Source organism: Campylobacter concisus (genome assembly GCF_002165785.1).
GTDB lineage: Bacteria > Campylobacterota > Campylobacteria > Campylobacterales > Campylobacteraceae > Campylobacter_A > Campylobacter_A concisus_W.
This window is the reverse complement of record NZ_NDYO01000006.1, coordinates 1-12,133: the sequence shown is the minus strand read 5'-3', so window position 1 is coordinate 12,133 and position 12,133 is coordinate 1. Positions and strand designations below refer to the sequence as shown.

The 12,133-nt window shown below is 40.8% G+C and carries 12 protein-coding genes; 2 read left to right on the top strand and 10 right to left on the bottom strand.

Annotation, left to right across the window (positions count from 1 at the left end; translation table 11 throughout):
• The 4 genes from metX to ileS form a co-directional block, all read right to left on the bottom strand.
• A complete protein-coding gene (gene metX, locus B9N62_RS04785) occupies positions 1-1,107 on the bottom strand; it encodes a homoserine O-acetyltransferase MetX (protein ID WP_087584618.1) in 1,107 nt (368 codons plus the stop codon).
• Positions 1,107-2,555: an IMP dehydrogenase gene (gene guaB / locus B9N62_RS04780; RefSeq protein ID WP_087584617.1), complete on the bottom strand. Its 1,449-nt coding sequence runs from the start codon at positions 2,553-2,555 to the stop codon at positions 1,107-1,109. The genes metX and guaB overlap by 1 nt, the downstream gene beginning before the upstream one ends.
• Positions 2,556-2,559: 4 nt before the next feature.
• Entirely contained in the window at positions 2,560-3,918 is a 1,359-nt protein-coding gene (gatA, locus tag B9N62_RS04775) for an Asp-tRNA(Asn)/Glu-tRNA(Gln) amidotransferase subunit GatA (protein WP_087584616.1), read from the bottom strand.
• Between the two features lie 99 nt (positions 3,919-4,017).
• Entirely contained in the window at positions 4,018-6,774 is a 2,757-nt protein-coding gene (gene ileS / locus B9N62_RS04770) for an isoleucine--tRNA ligase (protein ID WP_087584615.1), read from the bottom strand.
• A 95-nt stretch (positions 6,775-6,869) separates the two neighbouring features.
• On the opposite strand from ileS, the gene B9N62_RS04765 reads away from it, so the two are divergent.
• Positions 6,870-7,967, top strand: a complete 1,098-nt coding sequence (locus B9N62_RS04765) for a CinA family protein (protein WP_087584614.1) — start codon at positions 6,870-6,872, stop codon at positions 7,965-7,967.
• A 107-nt stretch (positions 7,968-8,074) separates the two neighbouring features.
• On the opposite strand, the gene B9N62_RS04760 is transcribed toward B9N62_RS04765, so the two are convergent.
• The 6 genes from B9N62_RS04760 to B9N62_RS04735 form a co-directional block, all read right to left on the bottom strand.
• Positions 8,075-8,650 (bottom strand): hypothetical protein, encoded by a 576-nt coding sequence (locus B9N62_RS04760; protein ID WP_180382157.1) that lies wholly within the window; start codon positions 8,648-8,650, stop codon positions 8,075-8,077.
• A gap of 11 nt (positions 8,651-8,661) precedes the next feature.
• Positions 8,662-8,925 (bottom strand): hypothetical protein, encoded by a 264-nt coding sequence (locus B9N62_RS04755; RefSeq protein ID WP_087584613.1) that lies wholly within the window; start codon positions 8,923-8,925, stop codon positions 8,662-8,664.
• Complete coding sequence (locus B9N62_RS04750; protein ID WP_087584612.1) at positions 8,906-9,586, bottom strand: ABC transporter substrate-binding protein; 681 nt, start codon at positions 9,584-9,586, stop codon at positions 8,906-8,908. The genes B9N62_RS04755 and B9N62_RS04750 overlap by 20 nt, the downstream gene beginning before the upstream one ends.
• 66 nt (positions 9,587-9,652) lie before the next feature.
• Positions 9,653-10,507, bottom strand: coding sequence for a TPM domain-containing protein (locus tag B9N62_RS04745; protein WP_180382156.1), 855 nt, complete (start codon positions 10,505-10,507; stop codon positions 9,653-9,655).
• Positions 10,507-11,100, bottom strand: a complete 594-nt coding sequence (locus B9N62_RS04740) for a LemA family protein (protein ID WP_087584610.1) — start codon at positions 11,098-11,100, stop codon at positions 10,507-10,509. The genes B9N62_RS04745 and B9N62_RS04740 overlap by 1 nt, the downstream gene beginning before the upstream one ends.
• 100 nt (positions 11,101-11,200) lie before the next feature.
• Complete coding sequence (locus B9N62_RS04735) at positions 11,201-11,389, bottom strand: hypothetical protein (RefSeq protein ID WP_087584609.1); 189 nt, start codon at positions 11,387-11,389, stop codon at positions 11,201-11,203.
• 90 nt (positions 11,390-11,479) lie between these two features.
• On the opposite strand from B9N62_RS04735, the gene B9N62_RS04730 reads away from it, so the two are divergent.
• Positions 11,480-11,698 carry a S24 family peptidase gene (locus tag B9N62_RS04730; protein WP_141083202.1) on the top strand — a complete coding sequence of 73 codons (219 nt, stop codon included), beginning with the start codon at positions 11,480-11,482 and terminating at the stop codon, positions 11,696-11,698.
• The last annotated feature ends 435 nt before the right edge of the window (positions 11,699-12,133 follow it).

Here is a 12,133-nt window from a genome sequence, read left to right as displayed (position 1 = left end):
CTATCCTTTTAATATATTTTTTATATATCCATCAAATTTTTCTATCTCGACCAAAAATGCGTCGTGGCCGTAGTTGCTATCTATCTCTATAAAATTTGTCTTTGCGCCTCTGCCCATCTCGCAAAGTGCGTCATAAATTTCTCTCATACAGCACGGCGGAAAGAGTAGATCGCCCTTAAATGCGATTAGGTGCAAATTTGCTTTTATCGGCGTAAGGGCGTCTTTTAGGTTGTCATAGTGTCTTGTACAGTCAAAGATATTCATCATTTTTACGATATATAGGTAGCTTAGTGGATCAAACCTCTTTGGGAAGTTGTAGCCGTTGTACTCCATGTAGCGATCCACCTGAAAGCGCCCAGAAAGCTCGTAAAGACCGTCAGTTTCTACGTAGTTTCGTCCAAATTTCTCATCCATGCTATCAGGGCTTAAAAAGCTGATATGGCCTACCATCCTGCCGTAAGCCATACCTTTTAGCCCATTTTTTCTTATAAATTCCACGTCGTATTCGCCATTTTTGAAATTTTCATCATTCAAAATGGCTTCAATAGCGATCTTGTTAAACGCTATCGCCCAAGGTTTGGTTTGGTAGGTGCTTGCAAGCATGACGATATCTTGCGCAAAGTTTGGAAACTCTATAGCGTAGCAAAGTGCCTGCATACCGCCAAGACTGCCGCCGATCACAGCCCTTGCTCTTGTTATGCCAAGCTCGCTAAATAGCCTCATCTGCGCCTTTACCACGTCGCTTATGGCAAGGACAGGGAAATTTAGCCTGTACTCTTTACCACTACCTCTATCCACGCTTAAGGGCGAGGTCGAGCCAAAGCATGAACCCAGGATATTTACACAAATGACGAAAAATTTATCGGTATCAACCGCCTTTTTACTGCCTATTAGCCCATCCCACCAGCCAGCTTTCTCATCGCCTGCGTATGTGCCAGCAGCGTGGTGCGAGCCAGTTAGGGCGTGGCAGATCACGATAACGTTGCTTTTATCGGCATTTAGTGTGCCATAAGTCTCGTAAATAAGCTTGAAATTTGATAGCATACGGCCACTCTCAAGATAGAGTGGCTCGTTAAATTTAATAGTTCTAGTTTGCAGGTCTAACACTAATTAACTTTGTAGTTTGGTGCCTCGTGAGTGATAACTACGTCGTGGACGTGGCTCTCTTTTAGTCCTGCGCTTGTTATCTCGACAAATTCGGCTCTTTCTTGAAGAGTCGGGATATCCTTTGCGCCAACATAGCCCATTGCGCTTCTTAGGCCACCTATTAGCTGATGTATCACATCTTTTATACTACCAGCAAATGGCACACGACCCTCGATACCTTCAGGCACAAGCTTGTCTTGAGCGGTGCCCTCTTGGAAGTAGCGATCCGAGCTACCCTTTGTCATAGCGCCTATTGAGCCCATGCCACGATATACTTTGTACTGACGACCTTGAAAAGTGATGAGCTCGCCCGGGCTCTCCTCACAACCTGCTAGCAAACTACCAGCCATGACGCACGCCGCACCTGCTGCAAGGGCTTTTGCCACGTCGCCTGAGTATTTTAAGCCACCGTCTGCGATAACTGGGATACCGTATTTTGCTGCTTCAATCGCACAATCGTCAATCGCAGAAATTTGTGGTACGCCAACACCAGCAACTATCCTTGTAGTACAAATAGATCCTGGTCCGATGCCCACTTTTATGCCGTCAGCTCCAGCCTCAGCTAGATCTTTTACGGCTGCTGGGTTTGCGATATTGCCAGCTACGACGTCAACTTTAAAATTTGCCTTTACCTCTTTTAAAGTATCAATGATACCCTTTGAGTGGCCGTGAGCCGAGTCGATGACAATGACGTCTACGCCAGCATCTACAAGGGATTTAGCACGCTCTATCTGACCCACACCAATAGCCGCTGCTACGCGAAGTCTGCCGTAGCTATCTTTGTTTGCATTTGGATACTCTTTGCGTTTTTTTAGATCTTTTATGGTGATAAGTCCATCGAGTCTGCCATCTTTATCAACGATAGGTAGCTTCTCAACTCTATTTTGAGAGAAAATTTTCTCCGCATCATCAAGCGTGCAGCCCTTTGGCGCAGTGATAAGCGGTGTTTTTGTCATGCGGTCTTTTACCAAAGTGCTCATATTTGTCTCAAATCTCAAATCGCGGTTTGTTAAAATTCCTATTAGTTTGCGGTCCTTGTCGATGACTGGAACGCCTGAAATATGAAGATCAGCCATAAGGCTTAGAGCTTCGGCTACAGTCGCTTCTGGATGTATGAAGATAGGATCTATGATGACACCGCTTTCGCTTTTTTTAACACGTTTGACCTCTTTTGCTTGGCTTTCGATGTCCATATTTTTGTGTATAACGCCGATACCGCCTAGCCTTGCCATCATGATAGCAGTCCTATGCTCAGTCACCGTATCCATCGCAGCAGAGACGATCGGGATGTTTAATGTGACATTTTTACTGATCCTGGTTTTAACATCAACTTGTTTTGGCAAAATTTCAGAGTATTGTGGCACGAGAAGCACATCCTCAAATGTTAAAGCTCTCTTTACTATCTTCATATCTTTATCCTTTTATTAAATTTTCTAGGCTCTTGGCACCATTTATCAAGGTCTGCTCGTCCCATGCTTTTGCGATGAGTTGGGCGCTCACGTTTAAATTTTGATCATCTTTGCCAACTGGCACAGAGATGGCTGGCAAGCCTGCTAAATTTACGCTGATCGTGTAGATATCGCTTAGATAGGCCTGAAGTGGATCGCTGTGTGCTCCAAATTTATAAGCTGTGCTTGGAGCAACTGGCATAAAGATGAGATCGTTTTCTTCTAAAATTCTCTCGTACTGAGCTTTTATATGTGCTCTTGCTTTTTGAGCTTTGATGTAGTAAGCATCGTAGTATCCGCTACTTAGCACAAATGTACCAAGTAAAATTCTTCTTTTCGCCTCGTCGCCAAAGCCTTCTGAGCGTGAATTTACATATAGCTCTTTTAAATTTCTAGCATCTGCACGTCTGCCGTATCTCACGCCGTCATATCGGCTTAAGTTTGCGCTCGCTTCTGCGGTTGCGATGATGTAGTAGGCTGCAACGTCATATTTTGAGTCTTCAAAATTTGTATAAGTTACGCTGTGGCCGTGTGATTTTAGCTTCTCGATAGCTAAATTTAAAGCTACTTTTGTCTGCTCGCTTGCGTTTTCGACGTAGTTTTTAACAACGCAAATTTTTAGCTTTTTCTCGCTATCTATCTTGTCGCTAATGCTCACAAACGGCACATCTGCGCTCGTGCTATCTTTTGGGTCGTGTCCAGCGATAGCGTCATATAAAATGGCAGCGTCTTCTACGTTTTGAGCGATCGGGCCTATTTGATCAAGGCTGCTTGAGTAAGCACCTAGGCCATATCTACTCACTCTGCCGTAAGTTGGCTTAAAGCCCACACATCCGCAAAATGCCGCTGGCTGGCGGATCGAGCCACCAGTGTCGCTACCAAGTGCGGCTACTGCGATGCCAGCTGCGACTGCTGCTGCCGAGCCACCGCTACTGCCACCTGGGACGTGAGCGTGGTTTAGTGGGTTTAGTGTTTTGCCGTAAAATGAGCTCTCAGTCGTGCTTCCCATCGCAAACTCGTCCATATTTGTGCGGCCAAATGGAGCTAAATTTTTACTAAGTAGCTTCTCTATAACCGTTGCATTATAAGGGGCTACGTAGCCTTGTAAAATTTTTGAGGCACTTGTGATGTTCCAGCCTTTTACCTGGATGTTGTCTTTTATAGCGATTGGCACGCCCTCGCCTAGTTTCGCGATCTCTAAATTTGCTAGTTGCTCAACATAAGCTCCAAGCTCTTTTTCTTTTATAATCTTCGCCTCAAGCTCAGCTCGTAAATTTTTTATCTCTTCAGCTGAAAATTTTAAAGCTTCTTTTAAAGTTACCACTATTTTTATCCTTTAAATTTATTAACCAAAAATATGCCAAACAAGCTAACAACGACCACCGCAGCGATCGTTGCGACTATGATAGTTGCGCTTACTGGCTCACTTAGCACTTATGACCTCTTCACATCTTGGGCATAGCGCATCTTCTTTGCTAGCGTTAAATTTCCAGCATCTTGGGCACTTGTGAAGGTTGCTTGCTATGATCTTAAATTTATCGCCCTCTAGCTCAAACTCGGCTAATGGCTCGCTATCATCATAAGGCCTAACTGAGCTTACCATATAAAGATCGGCTACTTCGCGCTCGTCATAGCTTGTGATGTTGTGGTTTGTGGTCTCCAAGCTTAGCTCTAGAGTTGATTTTATCTTTTTATCTTTTTTAAGCACATCCACGATCTCGTTAAATTTCTCCCTGCTGGCAAAAAGCAGCTCATCTTCAAAGCTAAGATCAAAAATAATTGGCTCATAGACTAGATCAAACGCGTCTTTTGCGTCGCCTTTGATGATCTTTGGAGCGTAGTCCATCACCTCATCAACGGTGTAAGTAAGCGTTGGAGCGATGAGTGGAAGCAATGTCTTTGTGATGATCGCCATTGCGCTTTGGGCTGATCTTCGTCTTGGGGCGTCTTTTGCGTCGCAGTAGAGTCTATCTTTGCAAACGTCAAGATATACGCCACTAAGATCGGCTGAAAGGAAATTTAAAAGGATGTTAAAGCCCTTTGAAAAGTCGTAATTTTTAAAGCAAGCGCTCGCTTCATCAAAGACCTTTTTAGCGCGTGCTAATATCCATTTATCAAGGATGTTAAACTCAGTATTTAGGCTCTCAAGGTCATTTACGTTTGCTAGCAAGAAGCGTATAGTGTTGCGGATTTTGCGGTACTGCTCGCTGATTTGTTTTAATATATCTTCGCTTATTTTTAGGTCGCTTGAATAATCACTCATGCCAACCCAAAGGCGTAAAATTTCTACGCCGTGAGTCTTAGCCACGTCTTGTGGAGCGATGACGTTGCCCTTGCTCTTACTCATCTTTTCGCCCTTAGCATCGACAGTAAAGCCGTGAGTTAGGATACTCTCATAAGGTGCGTGAGAATTTACAGCTGTGCTTACTAAAAGCGAGCTTTGAAACCAGCCTCTATGCTGATCTGAGCCCTCTAAGTACATGCTTGCAGGGTATTTGCCAGCGTCGTAGTTGTCGCTTTGCAAGACCGCGTGCCACGTCGAGCCGCTATCAAACCAAACATCAAGGATATCCATAACTTTTTCTAAATTTTCAGCCTTGTATTTTGAGCCCTTTGGTAAAAGCTCGTCTATGCTTAGCGCCCACCACGCATCAGCGCCTTTTTCTTTGAAAATGCCTGCGATGTGGTCTAAAATTTCACTATCAAATATAACTTCTTTTGTCGCTTTATCCCTAAAAAACGCTATCGGCACGCCCCAGTCACGCTGACGAGAGATGCACCAATCTGGGCGATTTTCTATCATAGAGCCTATTCTTTTTATGCCCACGCTTGGATAAAATTTAACCTTTTCAAGCTCTTTTAGCGCTGTTTGCCTAAGCGTTTTGCCACCTAGTTTTGCCTCGTCCATAGCTATAAACCACTGCTTTGTCGCTCTATAAATGACAGGCTTGTGCGTTCTCCAGCAAAATGGATAAGAGTGCCTAAATTTAGAGACGCTAAGTAAGCTTTTGCCAAGTAGCTCTAAAATTTTATCATTTGCTTTAAAGATGTGCATACCGACAAACTCATCTACCACGTCACTTCTAAACAGTCCGTGATGTTTTATGCTCTCATCGTAGCAGCCGCCATCATCAACTGGCATCAAAATTTCACTAAAACCATACTTCAAACATACGTAGTAGTCGTCCTCGCCGTGACCTGGAGCTGTGTGAACAAGTCCGGTACCGCCATCCATCATTACGTGATCACCTAGTAAAAATCGCGACTTTCTGCCATTTAGCGGATTTATAGCGTGAGTGTTTTCAAGCAGGTTTGATTTAAACTCTTTTTTGATCTCGCCCTTGCTTAGGCCGTTTTGTATAACGCTTTCAAGTAGTGGCTTTGCAAAGATCAAATTTTCAGCTGTTAGCACGTAAATTTCATCTGGATTTAGACTTATAGCTTGGTTTGCTGGAAGTGTCCAAGGCGTGGTCGTCCAGATGACAGCGCTTGCCTCTTTTACGCCAAGCTTTTCTAGCGCATCGCCGTCAAGGTCAAAGGCTACGTAAATAGAGTAGTCCTCTTTCTCCTCGTACTCGACCTCGGCTTCAGCTAGCGCCGATCTAGCCGCCCAACTCCAATAAACTGGCTTACTTCTTTCAACCAAAAGCCCCTTTTTAGCGATCTCGCAAAGCGCTTTGTAGATGTCAGCCTCAAACTCAAATTTCATCGTCATATATGGATTTTCAAAGTCGCCGATGATGCCAAGGCTTTTAAATTCATTTCTTTGAATGTCTATAAATTCTCTCGCGTGCTGCCTGCAAAGCTCCCTAATCTCGACCTTGCTAAGCTCTTTTTTCTTATCGCCAAGCTTTACTTCGACTTGCTGCTCGATAGGCAAGCCGTGGCAGTCCCAGCCTGGCACATAGCGGACGTTTTCGCCATAAAAATAGTGCATTTTTGTAATGATATCTTTTAAAATTTTATTTAACGCGTGGCCGATGTGTAGGTGGCCGTTTGCATACGGAGGGCCGTCGTGGATGTTGAAGCTTTTAGCCGCATTTTGGCGGTTTTTCTTCATTTTTTCATAAACCTTGCGCTCTTCGTACCATGATTTTAGTCTTTGTGGTTCATTTTGTGGGAGATTTCCGCGCATCGGGAAATTTGTCTCTGGGAGTAAAAGTGTCTCTTTGTAGTCCATTTTTTACCTTGATTTTAAAATTTGCTAATTTTACACCTGTGCTGGTTAAATCACACTGAAAAATAGTATAATGAGGCAAAAAAAGGAGCTTAAAAATGAGACAAAGTATCTTGATAATAGGCGAAGATCTTGAGATAAATAGAGAATTTCTAAACTACATTTTTCAAAGTTACGAGGATCATTTTGGCGAGCTTGGAGTAGTTAGTTTTGCTCCAAAAAATAGCAAAGAGCTACCTTTTATCATCGAAAATTTATCAAAAGATTACGACTTTGTAAGCATTTTTGGCTCAGATGAAAATTTTGCCATCGCCGCAAAGATCGTAGCGACGCTAACTGGGGGCTCGCTCGAGCTAAAAGATAGCACAACACTTGCGCTTAAAGATAGCTTAGACTACTCTAAAAATAGCTTTTTAACAAGCCTAAATAACGCTCAGATAAATCTCATAAAAGCTAATCCAAATGAAGAGCTGGGCGAGTTTTTAGTCGAGTACGAGCCTGATTTTAGCTACTTTCATCTAATAGACATCGACGCAGATAGCGCGAAGATCCTTATGCTGCCACTTGCTAAAACTTATGAAGTTGATATAACCCTTGCGCAGATCCTGCCAAATTTGATACTAGTAAGGGCAAAAAGCAACAAATTTGGCCGGATCGAGAGCTTTTTACAAGGTGTAAAAACGCTATTTTCACAAAAATTTATCCCGCAAAAAGATGTGATCAAATTTGTAGCAAATAGGCTCATGCAAAAGGGGCTTAAAATTTCATTTGCTGAGTCTTGCACGGCTGGGCTTGCGGCGGCTAAATTTGCAAGATATGGAGGCGTCTCAGCTAGCTTTGATGGCTCATTGGTGACCTACGCAAACCATATAAAGCACGAGTGGCTCGGCGTTGAGGATGAAATTTTAGATACTTACGGAGCCGTGAGCGAGCCTTGCGTAAAAGCGATGGTAAAAGGCACGCTAAGCACTACAAATGCAGACTTTGCGCTTGCGATTAGCGGTATCGCAGGACCTGGCGGGGGCACAGCTAGCAAGCCAGTTGGCACGGTATATGTCGCAGCTGGCGATAGAAATGGCAACATCGAGGTTGAGAGACTTCTTTTAAAAGGAGATCGCAACTACGTAAGAGAGCAAAGCGTGCTAAGTGCGTATCTATGCCTATTTCGCCTAAAAAGTGAGATATTTTTCGCATAAATTTTATCTTTTATAAAAACCCCCCCTACGCGAAATTTAATGAGTTAAAATAACAAAAACCATCAAAGCCCCGAGCTAGACAAGCCGCTTGGGACATGAAAATCAAACTAAGTTTTTATATTTTTACAAGATAAAACGCTAGCACATAGCCCATATATCAGCACGCAAAGGCTAACACTTAGCCCAAAGACGCTAAGGGCGGCAGTGAAACTAAAAGATAGCGTAAAAAACGAGATAAAGCTCGTAATAAATGCGCAAAATATCCCATAAATTCGCTTATTTTCGCTAAGACTATCATTTAGCGCAAATATCATGTAGTCAATCCCAACAGCACTTGCAAGTATGAGCCCAAAGACGCCAAAGATGCTTAAATTTACGCCAAAAATGGCAAAGATAAAGAGCGTAAGAAGTACACCAAAGATGATGACACCCATCACAAGTGCCGAAATAAGCGCACCAAAGTAAAACCATAGCAGTAAAAACGCGACTACAAGTGCTGCCATTTTTAGCTTCAGAGCAAGCTCTTTTGCCTGAGTTAGACTCTCATTTAGCGAATCAGCAAAATTTAGGCTAAAAGCGTTGTGGCGAGCAAGCACCTCATCACTTTTAGCCCCTTTTACAAAGCCGCTCACGTAAGCCACACTCGTATTTTCATCAAGGGTAAATTTATTAAAATCCTTCATTGATTTTAGAGCTAAAATTTCTTTTTTAAATCTTCGACTCCAATCTTTGCTTTCGAAATGGCTAAAACTGCGATATTTTCTTTATGAGAAAGACAGATTTTACCTCTCATCTTTGTTTTAAATTTTAAGTAGCGAGATATTTTAAATGAGTTTTGTTTTATTAAATTTGGATATTTTTTTACTATTCTGCGATCTTTTTTATCTAGCATTTTTGGGCTAAATTTCTCACTGCAAAAGCTGATAAGAAGATGAATTTCACCCCTTTTTATAGGCATTTAATCTCTTTTTATAATTTTCATCAAACTCTAAGGCTTTTTCAAACTCAGCAGTAAATGCTCTAAGACGATCATTTTTTTGCTGGTTTTCATCGCCAAATGATCTAATACGTGGTGTAAAAATAATCTCATCTTTTATAAAATCAGCCTCTTTTAGATCAAAGTTTAAATTGCTCATTTTGCTATTTAAGATATGCAAGGCACATTTTCTTGGCCCAAAGATAAAATTTTGCCCGTTTAAGGGCTTTAGGCTTCTTACTAAAATGCCACCATAAAGCGATGGCTCGCTTTTAAAAGATATGTCAAAGCCAAAGTTGTGAAAGTAAATCTCTCCTGCCTCACACTGCCTTTTGTAGGTATTTGCGTCAAAACAAGTATAAATTTCAAGCTCACTAAATTTATACTCTTTGCCAGAAACAATTAAAACTTTACTTTGCATAAGCTCGTATAAAAAGCTCTGAAATTTCTCGTCGAAAAACTCTTTAAAACCAGCAGTCCCAACTATCTCTTGCTTTATATTTTTATCTAAAATTTTAAAGTTATTTTGTTTGAGCAGATTAAATTTTTCTTTATCAAAATGACTTTGCTCTAAAAATTTACTAAGTACCGCCACTAGATCAAATTTAGCAAAATGGCTTTTAAGCAGCTCACCAGCTAGCATCTTTGCTCCTAAGTTTTTATATATTTTAAAGGGTTTGAGCTTTACAAGCTAATCTTTGATGGGATTTTACCAGCTGCCACTTGCCCCGCCTCCGCCAAAACCGCCTCCGCCGCCACTAAAGCCACCACCTCTTGAACTGCTTGAATGTCCGCTGCCACTGCTATTTGAGTCTGATTTATCTCGTCTAAAGCCACTATATGTATTTTTGCTTTGAGTATTTTTTTTAAAGGCATTTTTTAAAATAATAAAAAATATTACAAACACAACGGCAAAGACAATGAAGTAATTTTGCACGCCAAAAAATTGCTCAAATACCGTAGATATCAGTCCTGCAAAACACGCACTAAAGCCAATTCGCATAAAAAATTTACCTAAAAAGCCAGAGACAAAACACGAGATCATGCCAGCAAAAAAGGCAACTATTCCAAATGGTATCTCTTCATCTTCACTCACGCTTTCAAATTCTTCACCACTAGCCACTTTTATGATGGCTCTTATGCCCTCTATCACGCCACCACCCATATCTCCTTGCTTAAATTTAGGCACTATCACATCATTTATGATCTGGCTTGATATAGCGTCAGTTAGCACACCTTCAAGCCCATAACCAACTTCTATACGCACTTTTCTCTCGTTTGGAGCGATTATTAAAAGCACTCCATTACTGCTTTGTTTTTGTCCTAGCTTGTAGCCTCTAGCTACCTCAAGAGAGATCTCTTCTATGCTTTTATTTTCTAGTGATTTAAGTGTCACGATAGCAATTTGCGTCGTGCTATTTTGCTCGTAATTTTGCACCAAGCTTAAAAGCTCAGCCTTCTCATTTTTAGAGAAAATTTGAGCCTCATCATTTATCTGCTCGTTAAAATTTATGGCAAAACAAAAGCAAAATGTAAAAGATAAAAGAGTAAAAATTTTCTTCATCATTTCTCAAATGAAACTTTTGGATTTATCTTCTCTTCGTTACTTATTTCAAGATTTTGTTTTGGCTTTAGCTCAGGATAAAAAGCACTTGCTATAAATTTATTTGGAAAGCTTCTAAGGGCTACGTTATACTCTTTTACAGCTTCGATATAATCATGCATTGCTACGCTTATGCGGTTTTGCGTACCTTCAAGCTGACTCTGAAGAGATAAAAAATTTTGATTTGCTTTTAGCTCCGGATAGTTCTCACTAACTGCCATAAGCCTACCAAGTGCCAAGCCAAATGAGCTTTGTGCTGTCATAAATTCTTTCATCTTAGCTTCATCACTAAGACCACTTGCATCAACGCTTACTTGCATGCTCTTACTTCTAGCATTTGCCACATCTTCAAAAATTTTTTGCTCATGAGCTGCGTAGCCTTTTACAGTTTCAACCAAATTTGGCACAAGTTCGGCTCTTCTTTTATATTGATTTAACACCTGTGACCACTTTGCATTTACATTTTCATCAAATGCAACAAATGAATTTATATACTTAAAAGCACCAAAAGCAAGTGCAACAATAACTATAATAACGGCTATTAAATTTTTCATATTTTCTCCTTTAAGGAGCAAATATTAGTAAAACAAGACTTAAAAAATAATGTGAGTTTGAGTTTGAAATGAGTGCGAATTTACGCACTCATTTTGGGGATTAAAGATCGGTTTGGATTTTGTCGTCTATTTGGATATGGATAGTTTTTCCATTTATTTGATCTATGCTTGAGTAGCCTTTAAATCCAGCAGTATCATATGAATGATCTGCGGCCCATTTATGAACTAGATCAACTTTTGTGATTTTATTGCCATTAGCATCAACATCACCACCTTTTATTTTAAGCACCGTATCAGGATTATCAGTAATATCAAGGATATTTTGTGCATTAAATTTGATCTTTGTTTCTCCTTTAAGCTCAAGGTTTTAAAGACTATATTGCGTATACCGGCCAAACAATACGATGTCATAAAAGTGCTTGGTAACAGTATGGAACCGTTTTTAAAAGACGGCGATATGGTGCTTGTCTTACCTACGCACGAGGCCAGTAACGGTGAGATAGTTATAGCAAACCTCGGTGGCGATCTATATGTCAAAAAGTTACTTAAAGGCCCGATAAAAAAGTGTATTCGCTTAACCTCTATGAATGAACTTTAGGAAGACGATGAGCTAGACCAGCTTAGGATTGTAGGCGTCGTTAAAAAAGTTCTTCCATCGGGTTTAATATTAGCATAAAGCCTATTTTACGCTATTTTAAAATATTTTTTGAAGTTTTGAAGTAATTTTGAAGTAGATTGAAGCTTTGACTTTCAAAATGCAAAAAAATGCCTAAATTTTGCATTTCGGGTTCTCATTTTTTACCTTACATCCACACCTACCCAAACAAAGTTTCTAACGCTATTTGCTTCACATTTTTATCTATTCTCATTTTTTTACCTTTTGCATAAGATTTATCACTAAAGAGCATTACATGGAGTGCCTTGATGATGTTTATGATCTAGAAGTCTTAGGCAATATATGAAAACAAGGAGCTATTAGATGAGTAGCCCAAAGAGAAAAACACATAACCGCCCTTGCAAGCCTAGAGGCGTT

Coding starts and splice junctions, on each gene's coding strand:
- guaB (WP_087584617.1), bottom strand. CDS start 2,555: ATGAAGATAGTAAAGAGAGCTTTAACATTTGAGGATGTGCTTCTCGTG.
- B9N62_RS04750 (WP_087584612.1), bottom strand. CDS start 9,586: ATGCTAGCTGGTGAGCTGCTTAAAAGCCATTTTGCTAAATTTGATCTA.
- B9N62_RS04765 (WP_087584614.1), top strand. CDS start 6,870: ATGAGACAAAGTATCTTGATAATAGGCGAAGATCTTGAGATAAATAGA.
- ileS (WP_087584615.1), bottom strand. CDS start 6,774: ATGGACTACAAAGAGACACTTTTACTCCCAGAGACAAATTTCCCGATG.
- B9N62_RS04755 (WP_087584613.1), bottom strand. CDS start 8,925: ATGCCTATAAAAAGGGGTGAAATTCATCTTCTTATCAGCTTTTGCAGT.
- B9N62_RS04745 (WP_180382156.1), bottom strand. CDS start 10,507: ATGAAGAAAATTTTTACTCTTTTATCTTTTACATTTTGCTTTTGTTTT.
- B9N62_RS04760 (WP_180382157.1), bottom strand. CDS start 8,650: ATGAAGGATTTTAATAAATTTACCCTTGATGAAAATACGAGTGTGGCT.
- B9N62_RS04740 (WP_087584610.1), bottom strand. CDS start 11,100: ATGAAAAATTTAATAGCCGTTATTATAGTTATTGTTGCACTTGCTTTT.